This is a genomic window from Microcoleus sp. AT3-D2 (genome assembly GCF_036705715.1).
Classification (GTDB): Bacteria; Cyanobacteriota; Cyanobacteriia; order Cyanobacteriales; family Microcoleaceae; genus Microcoleus.
The window spans coordinates 41655-65138 of sequence record NZ_JAUBVE010000024.1 but is presented as its reverse complement, the minus strand read 5'-3'; the positions used below and the strand labels follow the sequence as shown (position 1 = coordinate 65138).

Annotated in this window: 28 protein-coding genes; 19 read left to right on the top strand and 9 right to left on the bottom strand. The window is 44.9% G+C overall.

The genetic code is table 11. The features are described from left to right. Window positions 1-93: 93 nt before the first annotated feature. The 7 genes from QUB44_RS13310 (at window position 94) to QUB44_RS13280 (ending at window position 5200) form a co-directional block, all read left to right on the top strand. Window positions 94-798 (top strand): hypothetical protein, encoded by a 705-nt coding sequence (locus QUB44_RS13310; RefSeq protein ID WP_333367903.1) that lies wholly within the window; start codon window positions 94-96, stop codon window positions 796-798. A 59-nt stretch (window positions 799-857) separates the two neighbouring features. Next, the gene (locus QUB44_RS13305; protein WP_333367900.1) at window positions 858-1226 is read left to right on the top strand and encodes a hypothetical protein; all 369 of its coding nucleotides are present in this window, start codon (window positions 858-860) and stop codon (window positions 1224-1226) included. A gap of 56 nt (window positions 1227-1282) precedes the next feature. Continuing rightward, on the top strand, window positions 1283-2260 hold the full coding sequence (locus QUB44_RS13300) for a hypothetical protein (RefSeq protein ID WP_333367897.1): 978 nt from the start codon (window positions 1283-1285) through the stop codon (window positions 2258-2260). Between the two features lie 76 nt (window positions 2261-2336). Then, window positions 2337-3416: a hypothetical protein gene (locus QUB44_RS13295; protein WP_333367894.1), complete on the top strand. Its 1080-nt coding sequence runs from the start codon at window positions 2337-2339 to the stop codon at window positions 3414-3416. Between the two features lie 146 nt (window positions 3417-3562). Beyond that, window positions 3563-4288: a DUF433 domain-containing protein gene (locus QUB44_RS13290; RefSeq protein WP_333367891.1), complete on the top strand. Its 726-nt coding sequence runs from the start codon at window positions 3563-3565 to the stop codon at window positions 4286-4288. Then, window positions 4285-4722 (top strand): PIN-like domain-containing protein, encoded by a 438-nt coding sequence (locus QUB44_RS13285; RefSeq protein WP_333367888.1) that lies wholly within the window; start codon window positions 4285-4287, stop codon window positions 4720-4722. Before QUB44_RS13290 ends, QUB44_RS13285 begins: the two co-directional genes overlap by 4 nt. A 196-nt stretch (window positions 4723-4918) precedes the next feature. Beyond that, window positions 4919-5200, top strand: a complete 282-nt coding sequence (locus QUB44_RS13280; protein ID WP_333367885.1) for a YiaA/YiaB family inner membrane protein — start codon at window positions 4919-4921, stop codon at window positions 5198-5200. Between the two features lie 94 nt (window positions 5201-5294). Here the strand turns inward: QUB44_RS13280 and QUB44_RS13275 are convergent, their stop codons facing one another. From QUB44_RS13275 to QUB44_RS13265, 3 genes are all read right to left on the bottom strand, one after another. Next, window positions 5295-5765: a ferredoxin gene (locus tag QUB44_RS13275; RefSeq protein WP_333367883.1), complete on the bottom strand. Its 471-nt coding sequence runs from the start codon at window positions 5763-5765 to the stop codon at window positions 5295-5297. A gap of 77 nt (window positions 5766-5842) precedes the next feature. Then, complete coding sequence (locus tag QUB44_RS13270) at window positions 5843-6229, bottom strand: DUF1257 domain-containing protein (RefSeq protein WP_242716193.1); 387 nt, start codon at window positions 6227-6229, stop codon at window positions 5843-5845. Between the two features lie 40 nt (window positions 6230-6269). Then, the gene (locus tag QUB44_RS13265; protein ID WP_015176940.1) at window positions 6270-6479 is read right to left on the bottom strand and encodes a DUF2997 domain-containing protein; all 210 of its coding nucleotides are present in this window, start codon (window positions 6477-6479) and stop codon (window positions 6270-6272) included. A gap of 567 nt (window positions 6480-7046) precedes the next feature. Here QUB44_RS13265 and QUB44_RS13260 point away from each other — a divergent pair. Continuing rightward, entirely contained in the window at window positions 7047-7214 is a 168-nt protein-coding gene (locus QUB44_RS13260) for a hypothetical protein (protein ID WP_333367880.1), read from the top strand. Between the two features lie 335 nt (window positions 7215-7549). Here the strand turns inward: QUB44_RS13260 and QUB44_RS13255 are convergent, their stop codons facing one another. The 4 genes from QUB44_RS13255 to QUB44_RS13240 all read right to left on the bottom strand — a co-directional run bounded on the left by QUB44_RS13255 (window position 7550) and on the right by QUB44_RS13240 (window position 12574). Continuing rightward, complete coding sequence (locus tag QUB44_RS13255; RefSeq protein ID WP_333367877.1) at window positions 7550-8842, bottom strand: response regulator; 1293 nt, start codon at window positions 8840-8842, stop codon at window positions 7550-7552. Between the two features lie 58 nt (window positions 8843-8900). Next, window positions 8901-11411, bottom strand: coding sequence for an ATP-binding protein (locus tag QUB44_RS13250; protein ID WP_333367874.1), 2511 nt, complete (start codon window positions 11409-11411; stop codon window positions 8901-8903). A gap of 27 nt (window positions 11412-11438) precedes the next feature. Then, window positions 11439-12227 carry a molybdate ABC transporter substrate-binding protein gene (modA, locus tag QUB44_RS13245; RefSeq protein ID WP_333367871.1) on the bottom strand — a complete coding sequence of 263 codons (789 nt, stop codon included), beginning with the start codon at window positions 12225-12227 and terminating at the stop codon, window positions 11439-11441. Between the two features lie 167 nt (window positions 12228-12394). After that, entirely contained in the window at window positions 12395-12574 is a 180-nt protein-coding gene (locus tag QUB44_RS13240; RefSeq protein WP_333367868.1) for a hypothetical protein, read from the bottom strand. 102 nt (window positions 12575-12676) lie between these two features. Between QUB44_RS13240 and QUB44_RS13235 the strand changes: the two genes are divergently transcribed. Together QUB44_RS13235 and QUB44_RS13230 are read left to right on the top strand one after the other, a co-directional pair. Further along, the gene (locus QUB44_RS13235) at window positions 12677-12823 is read left to right on the top strand and encodes a DUF1348 family protein (RefSeq protein WP_333367864.1); all 147 of its coding nucleotides are present in this window, start codon (window positions 12677-12679) and stop codon (window positions 12821-12823) included. A gap of 468 nt (window positions 12824-13291) precedes the next feature. Further along, on the top strand, window positions 13292-13630 hold the full coding sequence (locus QUB44_RS13230) for a hypothetical protein (protein WP_333367861.1): 339 nt from the start codon (window positions 13292-13294) through the stop codon (window positions 13628-13630). A gap of 13 nt (window positions 13631-13643) precedes the next feature. Here the strand turns inward: QUB44_RS13230 and QUB44_RS13225 are convergent, their stop codons facing one another. Further along, the gene (locus QUB44_RS13225; RefSeq protein WP_333367858.1) at window positions 13644-14531 is read right to left on the bottom strand and encodes an ABC transporter permease; all 888 of its coding nucleotides are present in this window, start codon (window positions 14529-14531) and stop codon (window positions 13644-13646) included. 225 nt (window positions 14532-14756) lie between these two features. Here QUB44_RS13225 and QUB44_RS13220 point away from each other — a divergent pair, with 225 nt between their 5' ends. Together QUB44_RS13220 and QUB44_RS13215 are read left to right on the top strand one after the other, a co-directional pair. Next, entirely contained in the window at window positions 14757-16085 is a 1329-nt protein-coding gene (locus QUB44_RS13220; protein ID WP_333367854.1) for a pitrilysin family protein, read from the top strand. Window positions 16086-16708: 623 nt separating this feature from the next. After that, window positions 16709-17737 (top strand): C39 family peptidase, encoded by a 1029-nt coding sequence (locus QUB44_RS13215; RefSeq protein ID WP_333367851.1) that lies wholly within the window; start codon window positions 16709-16711, stop codon window positions 17735-17737. 215 nt (window positions 17738-17952) lie between these two features. Here QUB44_RS13215 and nadC read toward each other — a convergent pair whose 3' ends face one another. Then, entirely contained in the window at window positions 17953-18813 is an 861-nt protein-coding gene (gene nadC, locus QUB44_RS13210; RefSeq protein ID WP_006634903.1) for a carboxylating nicotinate-nucleotide diphosphorylase, read from the bottom strand. Window positions 18814-19006: 193 nt separating this feature from the next. Between nadC and vapB (QUB44_RS13205) the strand changes: the two genes are divergently transcribed. The 7 genes from vapB (QUB44_RS13205) to QUB44_RS13175 all read left to right on the top strand — a co-directional run bounded on the left by vapB (QUB44_RS13205) (window position 19007) and on the right by QUB44_RS13175 (window position 23398). After that, window positions 19007-19234, top strand: a complete 228-nt coding sequence (gene vapB, locus QUB44_RS13205) for a type II toxin-antitoxin system VapB family antitoxin (protein ID WP_333367848.1) — start codon at window positions 19007-19009, stop codon at window positions 19232-19234. Window positions 19235-19298: 64 nt separating this feature from the next. Next, on the top strand, window positions 19299-19520 hold the full coding sequence (gene vapB / locus QUB44_RS13200) for a type II toxin-antitoxin system VapB family antitoxin (RefSeq protein WP_333367845.1): 222 nt from the start codon (window positions 19299-19301) through the stop codon (window positions 19518-19520). 2 nt (window positions 19521-19522) lie between these two features. Then, window positions 19523-19909, top strand: coding sequence for a type II toxin-antitoxin system VapC family toxin (locus QUB44_RS13195; protein ID WP_333367842.1), 387 nt, complete (start codon window positions 19523-19525; stop codon window positions 19907-19909). 257 nt (window positions 19910-20166) lie between these two features. Then, window positions 20167-20760, top strand: coding sequence for a GTPase domain-containing protein (locus QUB44_RS13190; protein ID WP_333367839.1), 594 nt, complete (start codon window positions 20167-20169; stop codon window positions 20758-20760). An 81-nt stretch (window positions 20761-20841) separates the two neighbouring features. Then, window positions 20842-21390: a hypothetical protein gene (locus QUB44_RS13185; RefSeq protein WP_333367836.1), complete on the top strand. Its 549-nt coding sequence runs from the start codon at window positions 20842-20844 to the stop codon at window positions 21388-21390. A gap of 68 nt (window positions 21391-21458) precedes the next feature. After that, entirely contained in the window at window positions 21459-22625 is a 1167-nt protein-coding gene (locus QUB44_RS13180; protein WP_333367833.1) for an AAA family ATPase, read from the top strand. A gap of 2 nt (window positions 22626-22627) precedes the next feature. Then, on the top strand, window positions 22628-23398 hold the full coding sequence (locus QUB44_RS13175; RefSeq protein WP_333367830.1) for a DUF3226 domain-containing protein: 771 nt from the start codon (window positions 22628-22630) through the stop codon (window positions 23396-23398). Window positions 23399-23484 lie beyond the last annotated feature (86 nt).

Here is a 23484-nt window from a genome sequence, read left to right as displayed (position 1 = left end):
AAGAAAAATAATTCGATTGTTGTGAGTTCCCAATTCCCAATTACCGATTCCTAATTGTCAGAACATAAATCAATAACTAAGGAAAAACGAACAATGACTACTAAAACACAAGAAAGACCTACATTTTCAGTATTTGGTGCCAAACCGAGCAATGCTTTGCTAGTACCGGAAATCCCGATCGCAGTCCGTAACAATTGCCAAAGTGGCCAATGGGCGATCGGCGATACAGACTACGGTTCCAAGTGTTCCATGACAATCCTCAAATTTTCTAAATTTTTCGGTTCCCTCGGTCAAACTTCGCACACATTGTGGGGTCAACTGTGGTTTGTCGCAGAAAGTGGCGAATTGCCGCAAGGAGTTGTCATGGTGACATACATCAAAAATCGCAGCTTGAACGATTTTAATCGCTTGGTAGCATCAGTTCAATCTCGCGGCGTAGAGCCTGCAACCGGGATTTTTATTCCAGAATTTGTCAAACATTCCGGCCAGAAACCAGACGAAAGTGGAGTAGTAAAACCGATTAACTACTACAGCTTGAAATGGTCTTGGAACGAGCGGAAAGATTGGGCGGTTATCGACCAAGCCGCAGCAGTTTTGTCAGATTCTAGCAATCAATCGCGGATGATTGACTTAGAAGGAACAAAAGCTATGGTGTGTTTAGATAACCTACCGGCACAGCAAGTTGCCTGCTTGATGGCCGCTCACGCTGGCGGTGAAAACGAGGCTATGGCTTTGAATTCCAACGGCGGTATGTCGCTACCGCCAGCCGAAGAGCAATTAACTGCTGACTTGTTCTAATTTTGTTGTAAAGGCGCGATTTAATCGCGCCTTTACCATAACTGTTACAACAGAGTGAAATGAAGAAATTAACCAAGCTGAAAACCAAACCAAACCTGCAAGAAAGTCGTTTGAAAGAGAATCTTGAGCTGCTCGACCAAATTCGGACAGACGCAGTTAATGACATCGAAAGTCTCACAGAAGACTTCCAGCACATGACTTTAGTTGCCGAATCAGTCCAGCGGAATTACCGAGCTTTGTTAGCCGAAAATCAATTGCTAAAAGGCACACTTATGAGTATAATTGATGAGTGCGGCTGCTGGGAAGGAAATCGGTGCGATCGCTGCTGGAAACTTCTCAAAACTCTAGCCAGCGGCAATCTCGAAGAAAAACCCGATGCAGCCAGAAAATACCGTTCCATTCTCAGCCAACTCCGCAACTTAGAATAACGGAAAAATTGTCACTAAAAACCCTCAAAAAACTAGAATCAGGAGAAGCAAACATTATGACAATAGCAACTGCCAAGGATAGCAAAGCCCAAATTCTGCAAAACTTTCAGCAGATTTTAGCAGACAAAAAAAAGATCGAATCCAAAGTCGAAACCAAAGAACAGTCAGCCGAAAAAGCCAAAAATAAACAACTCCTCGAAGTCGCTTCCACCTACACAATTGACAGCATCGTCAAAGGCTTGGCTGACTTGCAATTAGATTTCGGCAGCATCACCAGCGGACTTTCAGAAAAACTGAAGGCGGAATCTTCCAAATTAGACGAATTAAAACGCGCGATCGAAATAGAAGCCGCACAATTGCAAGAGTTGCAGCAAATCAGAGTTGTAGCAGACGCCCTCCACATTTTAACTCAAGAGCACCGAGAAAAATTGACACTGCTGGAACAAAACGCTGCTAACCAACGCGAAATTCTCGAAAAAGACACGACCCAAAAACGAAAAGTTTGGGAAAAAGAACAGCAAGAATTTGAGGCAGCAGTTCAAGAAGAAATTGCACTCATAACTAAAAACCGCCAGGAAGAAACAGCAGATTATCAATATGAATTAGAACGCACCCGCAAAATCGAAACCGACGAATACGAAGAAACGAAGCGTAAACTAGAAAGGCATTTGCAAGAATCCACCCGCGAAAAAGAAAAAAATTGGGTTGAACGGGAAAAAGTCCTCAGCGACAATCAAGCGGAGTTTGAAGAGAATCAAACAAAAGTCGCCGGATTTGAAGAAGAACTCAAACAGGCTTATGTAAAAGCCAAAGAAGAAGCAATTCAAGAAGTTTCCCGCGAAGCTAAAGTCAAGGCAGATTTAGTGGATAAAGAGTGGGAAGGAAGCAAGCAAGGATATGAATTGAAAGTCCAATCTTTACAGCAGACGATTGGGCGACAAACCGAACAAATCGCCGAAATTTCCGCGCAACTGCAAGCCACGATGAAGCAAGCGCAAGATTTGGCAATGAAAGCTTTTGCCAGCAAAGCTTAAAACCTAGTAGGGTGTGCAAGGCGCACCTTACGAAAAAATGACAGAAATTTTCCATGATATTAAGAAATGAAAAGTCATGAACAAAAAAGTTAGCGACAAAAGCACTAAGGCTGAAATCTTAGAAGCGTACAAGGAAGCAGCACAAGAAAAAGCGCAGTTAGAATCGCAAATCCAACTGTTAAATGCTTCTCAAAAGCAAACAGCAGTCCCAGAAAAACCTATTGTGGAGGCAGCAAAACCAATGGCTTTAACTCAAAATCAACAAAAAATGCAGTCCACAATTGATAATTTGATTTTGCTGCAATTTAGCTTTGGTGGCGCTGTCAGCGAGTTGTCTGAGAAATTAACTTCAGAAGCTGCTAAAGTCGAAGAATTGCGGCGCACTGTGGGCGAGGAAATTCAACAACTGCAAGAGTTGCACAGTTTAGAAGATGTTGCAGAAGATACGCTGGACAATTTAATTCAACAGTACGAAGAAAGCGCGAAAACTTTTGCTGGCGAACTCAGCGAACAGCGCGAAACTGTGGAACAGGAATTGTTGGAACGCCGGCAAGCTTGGGAAAAAGAGCAGGAACTCCAAAAGTTGGCGGTTAAAGAACGCAATGAGAATCACCAAAAAGCTTGCGATCGGGATGAAGAGTTGTATGATTATGATTTGAATCTTCAGCGAAATCTGGACATAGAAGAATACCAACAGCGCCAGAAAAGGCTGTATCAAGAAATCGAAGAGTTTCAGCAAGAACAGGAGAAACAGTGGGCGGAACGCGAAAAATCTATTTCGGAACGGGAAAAACTTTATGCTGAGGTTAAAGCTAAGGTAGAAGCTTTCCCGAAAGAGCTGGAAGCTAATATCAAGAACGGCAAAGATAACGGTCGCAATATTGGCAATTATCAAGCTAAAGTTAAGGCTGATTTGTCTGCTAAAGATATCGAAGGGCAAAAGCAAAATTATGAACTGCAAATTCAAGGGATGTTGCAGACAATTCAAAATCAAGATGAGCGCATTGCTAGCTTGTCGAAACAACTGGATTCTGCTTTGAAACAGGTTCAAGATTTGGCGGTGAAGGCGATTGAAGGTGCATCAAATTTGAGTTCTTTCCAAGCAGTGAGGGAAATTGCGATCGAACAAGCGAAGACTCAGCAAAAAAATAAGTAATCCGTAGCGCTTTTAGGAGCTAATTAGGTTGCTTTAGATACCCGATTTCTTGAAGAAGTCGGGTATTTGGGTATTGAAGGGAGAGATTTTTGCGATCGCCCGCGAACTATGCAAACATATAAGTATTTAGGATTAGGACAACTGCTATGCTTGATACTAACAACTTCGATCCGCGCGAGATTCCTATATATTCTATCCCTCAAGCAGCGCAATATCTCAGGCTGCCGAAGGATAGGTTGCGATCTTGGGTTGATGGCTGGTCCTCGAAAACAAAAGCGGACAAGCGCTTCTTTGACCCACTGATTAAGTTACCTAACCCCAAAAATTTTGAACTGCTTCCCCAGTCCAAAACTACACTACTTTCTTTCACAAATTTGGTAGAGGCTCATGTCTTGATTGCCATTTTTAAGGCTACTGGCTTCTCCCGAAAACAACTTAGCACTGAACTCGAATACATCAACGATCATCTTTCGACTCCTCAATTATACGGTGGAATTGAGTTTCAAAGCGAGGGAATAGCTCTTTTGTTTGAGAGATTCGGACAGAAGCTTGCAGCATCCGACAGGGAACACGAAGCAAGACAGATTCTAAAAACTTATTTCGATCGCATTGTACGAGATGAAGCTGGATTACCCCTCAAACTCTACCCTTTCACGAAGCTACCAGGTTCCGACGAACCTAAAACAGTGATGATTGACCCCAGAATCTCCTTTGGCCGCCCAGTTTTAGCTGGAACTGGCATTCCCACAGCTATACTGGCGGAACGTTACAAAGCTGGGGATTCCATCGATGAACTTGCCGAAGACTACAATTGCAATCGGCTCCAAATTGAGGAAGGTATTCGCTGCGAACTTCCGCTAGTAGCAGCATGAATGAGATATTTTTCATAGACAGATGTTTAGGAAAGAAACTGGCAGATCCACTACGAAATAAGGGGGCTACCGTAGAAATTCACGACGATCATTTTAAGCAAGATATCGAGGATAAGGATTGGCTGAGGATAGTTGGAGAACACAATTGGGTGGTATTAACAAAGGACAAGAAAATCGCTAGCCGTACTTTGGAGTTAGAAGCCGTGGCTGAAGGCAATGTACGGCTTTTTGCATTTGTGGACGGCGATGTTTCTGGAGTTGTAGTGGCACAAGCTTTTGTAAATGCCTTAGAAAATATGCGAGGATTTATGCGGGGTAATCCAGCTCCTTTCATCGCTAAGGTTCACCAGTCGGGTATGGTAAAGTCCTGCAAGAAGCGAAAAGAACTTTTGAAAATGCTCCCTAAAACCACATCCCAAATCAATCTCCCTTAGTCCAGTTTTCCAACTGTCCACTCCCTGCGAGTCTTCCTTGAGCCTTAAACCCTATCTACAGCGTTCTAATTTTTAGTCAAAAGCCCGATCGCACTGTTCACTTATCGAAACTGTCCCTTCCTCTCCTGACCGCTTCGCTCACGCTCTTTATTCTTTAAGTTAATCAACCAAAAGATATATGTGACTTAGAGGCACTATGCAGAAACAAATCATACGCCAAAAAGATACTAATGCTTGGATACTTCAGTGCTGGCTTTCTTTTATTCTTGCCCTTTCCGCCACTACAGTAGGTATCATTTATTTACAGGTAGACCCCTGGCAAAAAGCTTTTATGGGTATGGGTTTAACTTTTTCAGTCGGCTCGTCTTTTACTTTAGCAAAAACCATACGGGATAACAACGAGGCAACAACATTAACTGCCAGAATCGACGAAGCTAGAGTTGAGAAAATTCTCGCTGAGCACCATCCTCTCAAATAAATTTGACTATACAATGTATACAAAAAACAGCCCGCGCGGGCTGTTTTTGTTGTTTGAGCCACAGGTTTCAAGCTGCGGATGGGAATTGGGGATTTCAATGGCTACCTTTGAACTTACGATCGCCCAACTTATTCTTTTGTCGCTGGCGAATACCGGCCTGAACTGTCGCCATATCCACCGGAAAACCAACGACAGGCATCACCTGATCCTTGCGTTCTTCTTCCAGATTCTTGAGTTCGGTGTAATCAACCCAGTGAATGCAATTCACCGGACAAGTATCGATCGCCTCAGCAATCAACTCTTCAGAATCCCCGTCTTGTCGAACTACGCGCGATCGACCGTAATCCGGTTCAATATAAAAAGTATTGCGAGCAACGTGAGCGCAGTGCTTGCAGCCAATGCAGGTAATCTCATCAACATAGACACCTTTTTGGCGCAACACGCCGCCCAACTCCGGTTCCAAACCAGAGCGATCGGGCGCATCCCGCAAAAAACCTCCCAACTCCGGCTCTAAACCAGAGCGATCGCTTGCTGTATCTATTCCGAGTCCAGAAAGCTCAGACATTTAGACCCCCACAATAGTAAATAAGTCCGCGCAGGCGGACTTTGATGAGACAAGATTGCAAAAATCTCGAAAAATTATTAAGCGCACCAGCGTTGCACCACCAAGCGGAGCGAACCGTCTTGATTTTGCTTTTGCTCAGAAATTTGGAAACCCTGCTTAGCGCTTTCATTCACCACAGTATGGTAAGCGTAGCGCTGAGTCACCTTATTCAGAAAACGGTCTACAGACCAAGCTTGCTGCCAAAACTGCAAGTCAGCCACCAATTCATACTCAGTCCCGTTCCAGCTAAAACCTACGTCGTAGCCGTTTTTTTGCTCAATCACGACCTCAGCGGTGCTGGTTAGGCCACGATAGCCACGCACCTCAGTTGGGCCCGACTTCCAGTCGATACCCAAGTCAGTTAAAGCAGCTTCCAAAGAATTCAAATTGCGGATCTGGGTCTTAATTTGGCTAAAGTGTGACATGGTGATTCCAAAAAAATTTAAGTGAACTCAACAAAAAAAATTACCAATCGCTAAAAGCCACTTGGGCCGTCGCTTCGGCTGACTGATGCAGCGCTTGCGTGAAATATTCCGATGTTGACTCTTGATGAAGCACCACGCCGAGCTGAGCTTCAATTGCAGCCGTTACCTCAGCGCAGGAAGCACCGACAATGCCGGTGACTGTTTCCTGTACGCGGCCATCTGGATAGATCACAAACTCTAGTGTTTCCATAATGCGGGCTGACTGAATAGGAATATTGAGAACAGACACCGACACCAGCAAGCCAGGGACGATGCCTCCTGAAGTAGCTTCTTGAGAGTTGGCTGACTGACAAAGCGCTATATCAATTTTGACTAATTGATAGGTTTTGAGTCACAACTTAACAGAACTTATTAATAGGTAGAAGCAATACATCAGTTGTATGTAAAGTTTCGCGTAGATCGTGACATCAGTCAAGTCATACATGAGTCGCGAATATTAGCAACGGCTATTTGGGATTGATCCTGGGGGAGGGAGGATGGAGCCCGAGATAGTAGGCCGAGGGTAAAGTGCCGTGTGCTTCGCCCTACAGTAAGCTGTTGGGCATCTAAATTTTATTTTTCGGGCGGGCGGGATACCCCACAAGAATTTTATCGAAAGTGACGGTAAAACTTAGATGCCTCTGGGCTTATCTTTGCGTAAGTTTTGTAAACGTAAAATACGATCGCGCTTTACATACCAACTTCTTAAAAAAGTCGGGGTTCTGGGTATTCGGTTTTTCCTGCGGAATTACTTATCAATTAGTCTTAATTAATAACTATGGCTTATCAAAATTTTGATTCTAAAATCGATCAAATTACGCAGGATTATCTAAGCAAGAGAGAAAACCTGGCTTTAACGCTCAGAGTAGTTGACCAAGGGCATCATTACATCCAAGGATTTGGCAAGCTCAGCGACACCGTTTCTGCTATTCCTAAATGCTGGTAAAATTTACGAAATCGCTTCCGTAACTAAACTATTTACAGGAACAGTTCTGGCTAAATTAGTGAATGATAGCAAGGATGATTTCTCAGTAGATGAAATAGGGATAAGGATATTAATTTAACTAGCTTCACCGTAGCGCCAGCTAATACATTGAGAACCTGAGAACCTCTGTAAAAAATAGTTTAATGAGTTACTGGTAGGGGTTAATGCGTGTAATGCACACCCTACAGGATTAGTTTATGAGTAAGTCCTGTTACCATAAAACCCTAATTAGTATTCTCTAAGATAAAGAGTCTTCAAATTGATAGATAATTGTTGCCGGAAGCGTAACCCTTCTTTTAAGCAACCTGTGCCATGACCTGCCGCAGCGGAATCTTTACTACAAACTCAGTGCCCTTCTCCAGAGTGGAATGACACTCAATCTTGCCGCCGTGTTTTTCAGTGACGATTTGATGACTGATCGACAGTCCCAAACCACTGCCTTTGCCGACGGGTTTGGTGGTGAAGAACGGATCGAATAGTTTAGAGCGAATGAGTTCCGGGATACCGACTCCATTATCGGCAATGCTAATCGCGATCGAATTAGCACTACCGATCGAGGTGGTGATGGTAATGGTAGGTTGTTGGTTATCCCTGACACCTGATGTCTGCAAGGCATCGATCGCATTACTGAGGATATTCATGAATACCTGGTTGAGTTGACTGGGGTGGCATTCGACCTCCGGTAATTGCCCGTAGTTTTTGATGACTTGGATAGCTGGAAAATCTGGTCTGGCTTTCAGACGGTGTTGCAAAATCAACAGAGTGCTGTCGATACCTGCATGGATATCAACAGATTTGCAGTCCGCTTCATCAAGGCGCGAGAAGTTGCACAGGGAGAGCACCAGTTGGCGAATCCGATCGCTCCCCATTTTCATCGAACCCAGCGTCTTCCACAAATCCTCTTGCAAAAATTCCAGATCCAGGTATTCTGCCCGCTCTCGGATTTCTGCTACCGGATTGGGATAGTGCTTCTGGTAGAGTTGCACCAAGTCCAGCAGATCCTGAGTGTATTGTTTGACATAGTTCAGGTTGCCTTGAATGAAATTCACCGGGTTGTTGATTTCGTGTGCCACTCCCGCCACCAATTGGGCTAGGGCAGACATTTTTTCACCTTGCACTAGATGCACTTGGGCTTGCTTGAAACTTTCTAAGGCATGGTTGAGTTCGTTGGTGCGCTGTTCCATGATCCGGGTGGCATTCCGCAGTTGGAGATGCACCCGAATCCGTGCCAAGACTTCTTCATGCTGAATCGGCTTGGTGATGTAGTCTACAGCACCCAGGCTCAGCCCTTTGACCTGATCCACCGAGTCGGAGAGGGCGGTCATGAAAATAACTGGAATATCGCGAGTCGCCGGATTAGCTTTGAGCCGCTGACAGGTCTCAAAGCCATCGATCCCTGGCATCATCACATCCAGCAAAATCAAATTTGGCTCAGACGATTGCACTCGTTGCAGGGCAGTTTCACCATTTTTGGCGATCGCCACCCGGTAGCCCTGTTCGCTCAACACATCAAACAATACTTGCAGATTGGTTGGGGTATCATCTACGACTAAGATCGTGTTTTCTTGAGATATAGAATAGACTGACATCAGCAAACTCCTAAATATATTGAAGGGATGAATAGCCAATGGTAGATCGATAAAGTGGCTAAACCCGTGGCTCGATTAGACGCAGAATGGCTTCCTCATCAAACTGTTGACTCAGTTCTAGAACTCGGTTCGCAAAGGCAATATATTCCGGCGCTAATTTCTTTAAGCGATGGGCTTCCTGCTGGATATCGGTCATAAAACCACCCTGAGCCGCAGCATAAAGGGTTGCCAGTTCTGCTGCAGGCGGTATTATGATGCTAACCTCATCGGCGTTGCTGAGAGCCGGTTGAGTTGCCTCTGTTTCGGTTTCGTAAATCCACTGCAATTCTAAATGTCGCTGCAATTCGGCAAGCAACCCAGTAAACTCGATCGGTTTGGGGAAGAAGCTATTGCACCCTGCATCGAGACTTTCCTGTATATCCACCTGAGACAGGGTAGCAGGGGAGGCAATGATCGGAGTTTGGGCAAAGTCTGGCAATTGTCGCAGGCGACGCGTCATTTCTAAGCCATCCATAATCGCCATATGTACATCGGTAATAATCAAGTCGGGTCGCGTCTGGATAGTGGTATCCAAACCTGCCTGCCCATTATCAGCTTCTGTCAGCTTGAAGCCCAGCGGTTCCAACATATTGACTGCCACCAGACGGTTTTCTTGGCGATCGTCAATGACCAGAATTTTGCGTCGTTCGCCCTGATAACCAATAACCTTGTGGTTGGCGAGTGCATTTTGTGTTGTCCAATCCGATGCTGGAAGCAAGTCGATCTCAAACCAGAAACTGCTGCCCTGGCCCATTACACTCTCGACGTGAATTTCGCTGTCCATCTTCTGGATGATTTGTTGACCGATGGCAAGTCCTAGTCCAGTACCTTCGATGTTGCGATCGCGTTTCCCTGCCTGCTCAAAGGGTAAGAAAATCGTGGATAGTTTGTCTGGGGCAATGCCAATGCCAGTGTCTTTAATTAGGAAGCGAATTCTTGAAATTTTTGAGTTTTGAGTTTTGAGTTCTGAATTTGAGTGTTCTGACTCCACCACTTCTACGCGAAACGTGACTGTGCCAAAATCAGTAAATTTGACAGCATTGCTGAGCAGGTTGAGCAACACTTGCCGCAGGCGTTTGTCGTCAGCATGAACAGCAGTGGGCAGGTTGCTGGCGGGCTGGTAATGAAACTCCACGCCTTTTTGCACTGCCTTGACGCGGCAAATATCCACAGTAGAAGAGAGGAAGTTAGCCAGATGGAAATCCTGGGGATAGAGTTCCATCTTTTGCACTTCCAGCTTGGACAGATCCAGAATGTCGTTGATCAGGGTGAGTAAATGGGAACCGCATTGATAAATCACCCCCAATCCTTTCATCTGTTTGGCGGTGGTGGCGGGGTCGCGCTGGAGGATTTGGGTATAGCCGAGGATGCCGTTGAGGGGGGTGCGGAGTTCGTGGTTCATGTTGGCAAGAAACTCGCTCTTGGTGCGGTTGGCAACTTCGGCAGCTTCTTTTGCCCGCAATATCTCTAGTTCTACGAACTTACGATCGCTAATATCGCGGGCCACAACAACTCCCCCTCTCAATGCACCATCGGCATCTTTGAGCGGTCTGCTACTAGCTGTCATCCAGAAACCCTTTGGGGCATAGGGATGACGGCTAAAAATTTCCATATTGTCTACCTGCTCACCCCGTAAACTCCGCACTAAGGGAAGTTGCTCTGTTGGGAGCTGAGTTACCCCATCGGGTAGAAACAGTCCACACTGCTCTGACCATTCTTCCGGCTGGCCGTCGGTTATTTTGCCAAACATCTGCTCGGCAGCGGGGTTAAACACCAGGAATCGACTGTTTTCATCGACAACGAGCACGGCATCGCTCATGCTGTTGAGGATTAGTTGCAACAGGCTAGTCTGGTTTTGAAACGTCTGGTTACTTTGCTGAAGGTCGGTTTCGGCTTGATTGCGCTTCAGGATTTCACTGCAAATCAGGCGGTAAGTCCACAAAATAATTCCTAGGTTGAGGACGATGCCCACCAGAAATGCCATCATTGCCAGAAGGGTTGTGTGGGTGGCAACTTGCTGTTTCTGTCGCCACGCTAAGGTTTCGCTCGCTTCGATCTGCTGGGTCAGCAACGTCATCTCGTCGAGCAGTCGTGGGGGGGTGCGATCAATCGCCGCCGCCAGCCCTTTGGTGTCCCGGAGTTCCACGCCCTGCCGGAGTTCCCCCAGGCGACGCAGGATAAATTCTTCCAGGCGCTTGGTAGCTGCCTGTTGCCGGGGATCGTTCTCTAGCAAGCTTTGCAATTGTCGCAATTCTTGATCGACATCGATCGTCCGAAGCCCAAATTTCCTCAAGTCATTTTTGTTTTGCGCCAGCAGGTATTGCCGCTGGCTCTTTTCAGCATCCTGAAATGCACTGGTCAACGCTTCCAAACTATTGAGCGCTTTTAGATGTTGGGCGATCTGGCGGTTAGTTTCTAAGGTACGGTTAGCGCTCCAAAATGCGATTCCACTCACTGCTAATGCCAGGAAAGTGGCTGCTCCCAGGCTCCCGGCAACGGTTTTGAGAAAGTTAGAGGGTTGTTTCATCATGTCTGTCTCGTGCTTAGTTTCGTCGATCTAAGACCGCAGAGGGCGGAGTCCAAATTTTTTAAAGACTGCCATTGCCCGATCGGTGCTTAAAAAGTCCAGATACGCCTGCATTTCCGGGAGATGGGGAGAGGTTTTAACCACAGCGGCACCGGAGCGAATTGGCTCATAGAGGTCGGGCGATACGGTGGCTAACACCTTGACCTTGGCAGACGCTTTGGCTTCTGGCAGAAAGGTAATGCCCACCTCTGCCTCTCTCTGCTCGACGGCTCGCAAGACTTCCCGCACATCCACCTTTGCCCAGACTGCCTTGGACTCCACTGCCTGAAGGATGCCTAACCGACTCAGAATGGCGTGGCTATATTTGCCAGCCGACTGGTCTTTGCTGCCAATTGCCACCGTTTTGAGGCGATCGCTGGCTAACTCGTGCAAATCAGTCAGTTGCACTGCAGAATCAGCCGCAGCAATCACCACCATGTCGGTGGTCACTAACTCCCGACGGCTTTCGGGCAGAATTAGCCCTTGGGCTTGCAACGCATCCAGCGGTGCAATATCGGCGAACCAAACCCCATCAAAAGATTCTCCCTGCTCAACGGCTGCCCGGATTAAGGCAGTTCCGGCAAATGTCGGATTCAACCAGATATGGGGGTGTTCCTGCTGATAGAGTTGATCGATTTCCTCCATGGCAGTGCGAACCATGCCTGACACAGCCAAATTGAGCGTCACCGCCTGGATTTGGGGTGCCCAGGAGCAACTGCCTAGCCAGAGGGTGAGCGTCAAGGAGAGGAAGCACAATGTCAGCCATCGGAGGAGTTTCATTTCAGGTTTTGTGAGATGTCAGTTTCTAAGCCTTGGATGGGTCTGTAACTGTCGGAACAGTCACTACAGCGACTCTCGGTTGTCTTTAATATAAAGTCTTTAATATAATTTCTTGGCAATGATACAAACCATTCCATTAATCATCTCGTTCTGAAGTACCTGTAAACCTATTTCAGATAGCCGATCGCACAACCTATTACCGCCGAAAAGCCTAATTCCACTAAAGGAATCGATTGAAATCCTGAACTTGCACTTAAATCAACGGCTAATCCTCGCGGTAGTGAGTCGATCGCAAATTGACAAAAAAGAGCGTGATTTCGCTCGCTGCTGGATCTCCTGACATCCAACTGTAAATCCCAGCCAGTTGCTGGTTATAGTGGTTTTGTGCCGTGTTCGCGATCGTGCTAAGTTTAATTACTTATTTAAAAGAAGCAAAATTATTCAACCCGATGGAAACTAAACCACCTTTACCGCCTTTCACCCTGAAAACTGCTAAAACTAAAGTTCAAGCCGCAGAAGATGCCTGGAATACCCCCGAGCCAAAACGAGTAGCTTTAGCTTACACCGAAGATTCACCGTGGCGTAACCCTGCCTAATTTTTCAGTGGCAGGTAACAAATCAAGGCTTTATTAACACGAAAGTGGGCAAAAGAACTAGACTAATGTTTGAAAAATGAACTGTGGAGTTTTACCGAGCATCGAATTTCTGTGCGTTTTGAATAGCAGTGGTACGATGTCAGAGTGCGGATTTGTTCCTGGAAATAATCTCACAAGATTGAAGGAAAAGGGAAGAGGAAAGAAGAGAAATCCTCCCACTCTCTCACTCTCCAGACTTGCTTTTGATAGCGAGCGGGAGGATCGCACTTGTATATCATTGATATCTAACCGGATTGGATATAATTCATGTTGGATGAACGCTTTAAATAACTTTTGTCACTCGCTGTTAAAGCTTGCCTATTTGCTGATAATAGCAAATCTAACAATTCCTAGTTAAAATTTGTCGTAAACTGATAGTTAGCTGAAAAATCACTATTGATTATAGTGCAAAAGTAGAACTTAAAAAAGTTGCAAAATGGTTCAAACATTCGCGGTATGGCCATTGAAGGCGTTCCAGACGAACAGGTTAACCCCACCCCGGAAATGGCGACAATTTTGGGGCAAGCCTTTGTGAGTTTGCTGGTGCAAAAAGTCAATAAATCAGCGGCAGAATTAACGATCGCGATCGGACACGACTGCCACCTATCCTGGCCAATCTTAATGCAGGCAGTCATAGCGGGTATCACCTCAGTCGGCAGCCCAGGCTACGACTTTGAAATGGCTTCAACTCCCGCCCAAAGGTTGAGCATACATGAACAATTTTTAGAGGAGGCACAGTATTGCTCAAATACTGTGCTTGCTGCGTAAGTCCTGAATTTTGCTATTTCCTTGCCGCAGCATTGGATCTGGGGTCTAAAACGTCTCGCAGCCCGTCGCCTAAAAGGTTGAAGCCCAGAACAGTCAAGGTAATCAGCAAACCTGGAAACACGATCGTCCAAGGAGAAGAAAGAGCGTATCCGCCCTTAAAAGCATCAGAAAGCATCGTCCCCAACTCAGGGGCGGGCGGCTGTGCGCCCAAACCCAAAAAACCCAAACCAGCAGCTTCTAGTGTCGCCGTACCAGTCGAAAGAGTTGCTTGTACAACTAGAGGCGCGAGACTTCCCGGCAAAATGTGGCGAAAAATAATCCGCAAGTCGCTAGCGCCCAAGGCCTTGACAGCCAAAACAAATTCTTGTTCCCGCAGAGACAGCACCATACTGCGAGTTAAGCGGATGTAAATCGGAATTTGCACGAGGCTGACGGCGATAATTACACTTTGCAGGCTCGGCCCGGTGACGGTAACAACGCCGATCGCCAGTAAAATCGAAGGAAAAGCTAGCAAAATATCCGCCAAAGTGCCGATCGCAATTTCCAGCAACCCCCGAAAATACCCCGCCACCAGCCCCAAAAGCGCTCCCACAATTAAACCCGCACCCACAGAAACCAGGCTAACAAGTAAAGATATCCCCAATCCGTGCCACACCCGCACCAACAAATCTCGCCCCAAACCGTCGGTACCAAACCAATGTTTAGCGCTAGGAGCCACCAAGCGCGACAAATAATCTCGATCGACCGCCGGATCGTAAGGAGAAAGTAGGGGGGCCAACAGTGCCGAGATCATCAGCGCTACAGTCAAAATTAAGCCGATTTTCCCCGAAGTCGATCGCCAAAATCGTTGAAAAGCTGCTTGTCGAAATACTAAGTTTTTATTTAATCTTCGATTTTCCATCTTTTGCTGTCACCAAAAAAACTGAGGACTTGGGCAACTATTAGGATAAATTAACGATCGCGATCGCAGAAATACGTTAACAGGATTTGCTCCAGGGAGACCAAAAACTCGGTGCGTGGATTACCGTCAATATCCCATTGCATTTGTCGCCCCAAATGCCCAATGCCTGAGCTCTTCCTTAAAGACCCTTTAAGATATAGAGAACAAGATAAATTTAAAAGCACAATGACATCAACCCTACTCAAAACCTCAGCTCGATCGCCCCTCAACGCCCCAACAATCCGGCATTTCCCCAACGGCCTCACCGTTATAGCCGAACACTTGCCGGTCGATGCTGTTAACCTCAGCGTGTGGCTCAATTTAGGCTCAGCCGTCGAACCAGACGACATTAACGGCATGGCTCACTTTTTAGAACACATGATTTTTAAGGGAACTCCGAGCATTCCCAGTGGCGAATTTGAGCGCGCGATCGAGCAACGCGGCGCTGTCACCAATGCTGCCACCAGCCAAGATTACACTAACTATTACATCACCACAGCTCCTAAAGATTTTGCCGAACTAGCTCCTCTGCAAGTCGATGTGTTGCTCAACGCCAGCATTCCCGACGACGCCTTCGATCGCGAAAGGCTGGTAGTGTTAGAAGAAATTAGACGATCGGAAGACAATCCCCGCCGCCGCACCTATCAGCGATCGATGGAATTAGCATTTGAAGTCCTGCCCTACAAGCGACCGGTACTCGGCCCGACTGCGGTAATCGAACAGTTGACAGCCCAACAAATGCGGGATTTCCACAGCAGCAGATATCACCCAGGGGCCATGACAGCCGTAGCTGTGGGCAATTTGCCAGTCGATCAACTAATAGAAATTGTCGCAGACAGTTTTGCAGCAAAAAGTACACCACAAAACAACAAAATAAATGTGCCTGCAGTCGGCAACTTCCACCCAGAATCCCAAATCCTGAACTACGGCCAAGAATCGCCATTTACAGAAACAGTCCGCCGCGAATTTGTAGACTCTGCCCTTCAGCAAGCCCGACTGATCGTGATGTGGCGCGTGCCAGGTTTCATGGAAATGTCCGAAACTTATGCCCTCGACGTTTTGGCGACAATATTGGGCCACGGCCGCACAACTCGCTTGGTTCAGGATTTGCGCGAAGAAAAAGGGCTAGTTTCGTCAATTTCGGTCAGCAACATGACTCAGCGACTTGGCGGTGTATTCTCAATTTCTGCTCAACTAGCAACAGAAAACTTGGCAGCAGTGGAAGCAGCCATCGTCCAACACATCCGCACTCTCCAAACCGAACTGGTGACAGATGCCGAAATTTCCCGCATCCGCACTCAAGTAGCAAATCGGTTTATCTTTGGTAACGAAACTCCGAGCGATCGAGCAAGTTTGTACGGTTACTATCAGTCGATGGTAGGAGATATCGCTCCGGCCCTCAACTATGCCGCCTGCATCCAAGCTCAGACTGCCGAGGATCTCCGAGAAGCCGCCGTCAAATATCTGTCTCCCGACGCGATGGGTGTTGTGGTAATTCGCCCCGACGAAGCATAAATCTGACTTCGCCTCAACAGGGGAATTCTGCCATCCTTCTGCTTTTGAGGCATCCAACAGCATTTGGGATTCGGCAGAAACAATGTCAACGCGCACGAGGGATTTTTAGTCAATAGTGCGTGAAATTCGATCGGCTCTCGCCTTGAAGGTTTTGTATCCAATAATTAGTATGAAGCCTTTAAGGTACGGGCGATGGGCCAAATTACCGTAATTTTATGAGACGATAAACTGGGAATTATTGACCAGCAAGCAATTTAGTCTAGGGAAACCGGGTTTATCGGCGATCGTAATTCTAAAATCTAAAATCTAAAATCTAAAATAGATTGAGCGGCAAAATTACTGTAATTTTATGAGATGATAACTGGGAATTATTGATGAGCTAGCTATTTAGTCTAGGGAAACCTGATTGATCGCCGATCGTAATTCTAAAATCTAACATCTAACATCTAACATCTAAAATCGATTGATCGGCAAAATTACCGTAATTTTATGAGACGATAAACTGGGAATTATTGAGGAGCAAGCAATTTAGTCTAGGGAAACCTGATTGATCGGCGATCGTAATTCTAAAATCTAAAATCTAACATCTAAAATCTAAAATCGATTGACAGGGGCACGGAAGCATGAAATTACAAAACTTTCTCAACTCAAAAATTAGGTACGATGCCAAAGCAATTGCGGCAGACGACGAACTCAGTGGCCAAATTCAAAGCCGCCTCATTGACCTGGGTTTACTCAAACCTCCTGTAGACGGAATTTTTGGCCCTCTCTCTACCGCCACCCTTCATCGATTTCAAACTCTGATGAAGTGCGGCGAAGCGGGTTTTTTGGGAGCAGTCACAGCCAAAAAGCTGATCGAAACCAAACCAGAGGAGATTCCCACACAGCCCCTGATATTGAAAACGCTCAGAGACACCATTTTTAAATCAAAACCGCTGGCGTCTTCTCAACTTCAGGACTCGGAAAAACAAGTAATACCAGCCGGAAAAGAGTTTGAGATCCTGGCTTTTGCTCCGGCTCGCGGTCACATCAGAGTTGCTCTCCGCAACGAGTCTTTCAAAGGTTCAGGAATTTGGTATGTTTTTGGAGCACACGCTCAAATTACTCAAGACAGCGTTCTGTTTTATCCCAAACCGAATCCCCCAACTGTCAGGCTGGGTATTCCTTATCACTCGCAAATGGATAACTTGAATAATCCTACAGGTTCTTGCAATGTAACTTCATTAGCGATGTGTATGGAGTTTTTGAAGGTGCCACGGCGCCAACAAACCGGGCAATATGAAGACGAACTTTACGAATATGCGATCGCCAAAGGTTACAGTCGCTGGGACCCCTACGATTTAGCAAAGATTGTTAGAGATTACGGCGCTCAAGATTTCTTTACCGAGAATGCAGCTATTGATGACGTTCAAGATTGGCTCGCCAGCGGAAATCCGGCTGTCATTCATGGATACTTCACTTCTTTCGGTCACATTATAGTTGCATCAGGCTACGACAGCGAGGGATTCTTCGTTCACGATCCCTATGGTGAGTGGTTCCGAAGTGGCTACGATACAAGTGTCAGCGGTGCTTACTTGCACTATACGTACCGCTTAATCCGCAGCCTCTGTATGCCTGACGGGAATTTTTGGGTTCATTTTATCTCGAAGTAATTGGGAATTGGGAATTGGGAATTGGAAATTAACCTTGTTACTACTGACTAATGATACGAAGTCCGGGTTCATTAACTTCTTTATCACTAACGGGTTGAAACCGCTACCAACACGATCGCACCAACGAATTACCTCTCTAAGAAACTAAGAGATAAAGAAAGTATTTAACCCGGATTTGATATAACAACAGTCAACAGTCAACAGTCAACAGTCAACTAACTATTAATTTTCATGCTCAAATCTAGCCAAGTAGATCGCGTAATCGGAGCACTGGTAGAAATATAGTCAACTCCGGTTTCGGCTACACTTCTAATTGTTTCTAAAGTAACATTGCCGGAAGCTTCAATTTTTACCCGATCGCTCTTTTGGCGAATTATTGCCACAGCCTGCCGCATCAAATCAAAGGACATATTATCTAACATGATAATATCGGCTTTGTGCTGCAAAGCTGTCTCTACCTCAGCGAGAGTTTCCGTTTCGACTTCGATCGTCAGCGGATAGGGGATAGAATTGCGAATTAGGGCGATCGCCTCTGCAATTCCCCCAGCCGCCGCAATGTGATTGTCTTTAATCATCACCGCGTCATCTAATCCCATCCGGTGATTGCAAGCACCGCCGACTTGAGTTGCGTATTTTTCCAACAATCTCAATCCCGGCGTTGTCTTGCGGGTATCCACTAATTGCACGGGCAAATCGGCAATTTTGTCAACATATTTCTGAGTTAAAGTAGCGATGCCGCTCAAACGCATTGCCAAGTTTAATGCTACCCTTTCTCCCGTTAGCAGCGCATCGAAATTGCCGGAAATCTCGGCAATTACTTCTCCTTTTTCGCACAGTTTCCCTTCCGGTACTTGGGGGATGAAACTGAGGCTACTGTCTAAAAGTTTAAATGTGCGATCGGCAATTGGCAATCCGGCAATGACTCCAGCTTCTTTGACAATCCATTTAGCTGTACCCTGGATGCTGTTTGCGGGAAATAAGGCCGATGTTGTGCGATCGCCCCTACCGATATCTTCTAGTAGCCAGTTGTGCAATAGGGAGTCTAAAACTATCCAAGGCGGTAATATTGCTGTCATGTTTTTGTTGGTTGTTATATCAAGATGATATCTACTAGGAACAATAGTCGATCGGGCGATTTTAGGCAAGTTGCACAATGATGATGGTGTTAGTGCGATCGGGGGCGATCGGGCTAGATAATGGGATATTCTGTTGCTGACATTGGGTTTTGGTGCTTTAATGGAGTAGATGGGGCGATCGCGAATAGAAACCATGATACAGCCAGTCATTTTAGAAAAACTAGCAGAACTCCCTGAGTCTCTTCAGACAGAAGTGCTTCATTACATTGAGTTTTTGATTGAAAAGCAGGCTAAAAACTTAAGTCAAGAAAAGCCGACAAAGAAGCGTCGAGTTGCCGGAACAATGAAAGGAATGTTTGTTCTACCGCTACCTGATGACTTTGATGAGCGGCTTGAGGATATGAAGGAATACAGGTCATGAATAGATTACTATTAGATGCTAATGCTTTGATATAGTTAATCTTGAATTTAAAGGAGAGTAAAAAATGATGATAGAAACCGCCATCTTAAAAAATCTCGAAAAATTACCTGAATCTGTCAAACAGGCCGTTCTTGACTATATAGAATTTTTGGTGAACCGATACGCCCAAGAGCCTCCTAAAACGGAAAAAGCTGCCAAGCGAGGCGGACTTGGTATTTGGAAAGGTAAAATCTGGATGTCTGATGATTTTGATGAACCTCTCGAAGATTTAAAGGATTATATGTGAACATGAATATTCTACTGGATACCCATACTCTTCTCTGGTACTTGGAAGACAGTAAAAATTTAAGTTCTAAAGCAGCAGAAATTATTGAAGATCCAAGTAACACTCTCAGGGTGAGTATCGCCAGCTTATGGGAAATTTCCATTAAGCTTGGTTTAGGAAAACTTAGCTTGCAAAACTCATTCTCTGAGTTAGAGGAAGTGTTGCAACAACTAAAAATAGAGGTTTTGCCCATCACATTCTCGGATACAGAGTGCTATCTTAACTTACCGCTGCATCATCGAGATCCTTTCGATCGCATTCTGGTAGCACAGGCGATTAATCATTCCCTGGTTTTGGTTAGTCGCGATGTGGCTTTTGATGCCTATGACCTTCAGCGGGTATGGTCATAATAAATGAAAATACAATATTTGCCTTGCTAATTGAGCAATAGTCCGGACAGTTTTCAGTCACTAGCGGCATAGTGCGGGTTTCAGCCTTCTCAGTGAGGTCAAGTGCTAGCGGTAGAATGAGGGTTTCAGCCTCTGTCTCAAAGACTGTCCGGAGTATTGATTGAGAACGAACCTGATAAACTAAAAATCAGATTTTCCGCTTGATTATTGCTATCAAGGCTTCACACCTAATTACTATCTAAACTGGGAGTTTGAATATGCCTGCTTCTGACGAGACAAATAAGGCGATTAACCGCAATGAAGCTTTAGTAACAGAAATCCTCAAAATCGTTGATAATCTCCCCAGCATTGTTCCACTTAAAGGCGACATTCAAGAGAAACTGAACACTTTACGCTCTGCTATGCAAGGACTACGACCGCCAAGGATCATGGTAATTGGTCGATCTAGATCTGGTAAATCATCCTTAATTAATGCAATATGCGGGTTAAGAGTTGCAAAAGTGAGTGATACAAAGCCAGAGACAGGCAAGGCTGAATGGAAAGATTATTATCATGACGGCGTTGATTTACTACATATTCTGGACACACGCGGTTTACAGGAAGCAGAAGCTCCGAGGCAAGCCGATTCAGCAAAAGATCCATTTGACAGCATCATGCAAGCTGTAAACAAAGAGTGTCCAGATGTTGTTCTTTTGATATGCAAGGCGACAGAAGTTCATGCTGGTAGTCAAAAAGATATTGATATTTGTACATTGATTCTCACGGAAATTAAGAACAAGTATAAACGTGATTTGCCCATGATAGGAGTTTTAACCCAGTGTGATCAAGTAGCTCCTCCAAAGCTTACTTAGTCCACAAATGACGAGAGAAAAAATCGCAATATTGACGCACAAGTTAAATCTTTTTATGGTTATTTACAACAGCGGGAGAAGTTGCGTTTTCATATAAAAGAAGTTGTTCCAACCGTTGCATATGCTGAGTATGAAGATGGCAGAAATGGCTTGATACTTCCTGACGAGGACTACCGATGGAATATCACTAAATTAGTTGAAACAATGATCAAATATACGCCAAGAGAAACACGCAGCTCTTTCGCACGAATGGCACACCTTGCAGAGTTTCAACTCACTGCTGCTAATACAGTTGTTGCAGCCTGTTCTGGATTGAGTGGCGTTGTCTCCGCAAACCCGATACCTGGTGCAGCAATAACAGTGGTTGTGGCTATTCAAACTTTTATGGTGATGTATATCGGTTGGCTCAGTGGTCGGGAGTTTTCGGAACAAACAGTCAAAGATTTTGTGGTAACTGGGGGAGTAGCTGCTGGTGCAAATGCTGGAATGGTGGGCATCGCTGATATCGCTTTGAAGTTCATACCTGGTTTCGGCAGCGTGCTGTCTGCGGGAGCTAGTACAATTGCTACAAAGGGTTTAGGGGATGCAGCAATCCTTCATTTTCTCAATAACGGTAAAGCCCACTCTTGACTGCTACAATAAGGGCGATCGCCTGTGATGATTCTGTTAAAATAACCAGGCTATTATAGCCAATTCCCATGTCTCAGGTATTTGACCGTTTACAAATCAATGGCTATCGCGCCCTTAAATTAGTAAATCTGTCTCAACTAGGACAGGTGAATATTTTTGTCGGCGATAACAATGCAGGAAAAACTAGCATCCTTGAAGCTGTTTCCATTCTCTGCAATCCACTCGATCCATTTCAGTGGCTTGAAGTTTCACAACGCAGATTATATCTCGGCCGATCGCAACTAATGACACTTCGACCAAACATCGAGGCGTTGAAATGGATTTTTTCTCAAAAAATAACTGATTCTAACGACGAATTTTATCAAGCTGAAATTCTGATAGAAGTAAATGGGAATGCACCCATACATGAATTGAGAGCAAAGCTTGGAGAAATTTATGGGAGTGGAGTAGAAAAAAACAATCAAAACAGATTTGAAGAAGATATATCTTCTGCCGAAGAAGATGTCTCTTCTTCTGAAATTGACTCAGTTAGAGCAGGCCTAGAATTAGAAATTGTACTCAACTTAGTTCCAGGAAAAATTAGTTTAGGCCAACTTAGTTTATTTCCTTCTGAGCTAAAAAGTGAAATATTTCAGTTTTGGGAAAACGAGCGATTTGTCCAGCGCCGACGCAATAAACCAATCGTTAAAAATGCAACTATTTTTCCTTCCTATTCTTCTTCAGAGCCAATTTTAGAGCACCTTTCACGAATCATCTTGCAACAAGAAGATGGTAAAAATGAATTATTAGAACTGATGCAATCGTTTGATGATAACATTCTTGATATTCAAATACTTTCGCCAACCGCTACACCAACTATTTACATAAAACATAAAGAGCTGGGTTTGACTCCTCTATATGTATTTGGCGATGGATTGAAGCGAACATTAATTATTGCTCTTACATTGTTGACAACAGCTAATGGTGTACTGCTAATTGATGAAATCGAGACATCTATCCATGTTTCAGCTCTTGGTAGCGTATTTTCTTGGCTGATTGAAACCTGTCGCCGCCGAGAAATACAGCTTTTTGTAACCACCCATAGTCTTGAAGCTATTGATGCAATGCTACAGCCTGAAATTGCTACAGAAGATGTTGTAGCTTTTCGGCTAAACCATAATGGACAAGCACCCCAGAGGTTTTCTGGTAATTTGTTACATAGGTTGCGCTCAGAGCGTGGACTGGATGTGAGGTGATTATGGTTAGGTACTGTTACATAGTTGCAGAAGGTCCTCAAGATATTGAATTCTTGATTTGCTTTCTCAAATTTTACGGTTTAAAACGAGTTACTCTTTTATCTAAACTCGACTCATTTTGGGAACCATTAGTACCTAAAACATTCCCCATAAATGGTGACTTGATGAAGCGCGTACCCGTTCCAATCTTTTTGCAAAATGCAGAGCTATCAGTTGCTTTGCATAGTGCTACTGGAATCACAGGCTTATCAAATACGATCGAGGAAAGCCTTGCTATAGTGCCATCTTCAGAAATTTTTGGGATTGGTATTTTTCTAGATGCTGATGATATCGAAACACCTCAACAAAGATTCGATAAACTAATTCCTGAGTTGTCTCGACTTGGTTTGTCTTTACCTTTGATACTGGGGGAAGTGGCGAAAGGTTCCCCTCGATGCGGGATTTTTATCGCGCCCAATAACAGTGACTCAGGAACTTTAGAAGATATTTTGTTAGAATGTGCAAAGTTAAACTATCCCAATCTATTCTTTCTTGCTACTGACTATGTTGCTGGTATTGATACTAATCAATTAACGAAGAATGATTTGAAGCAGTTAAATAAACCCGCAGGCAAAAATAAAGCAGTGGTTTCAAGCATCAGTAGCATACTAAGACCAGGCAAGACTCTGCAAGTTTCAATACAAGATAATCGATGGATAGATGAGAACACAATGGCATTGGATAGCGTAAAGCTTGTCAAAATATTTCTTGATGAAGTTACAGGCTCTACATGAAATAAATCCCCAAAAAACTAAAGCCCTTTTCCGTTGTTGCGGGAAAAGAGCTTTAATTTATTATTAACCTGGCACTGAGCTATTTT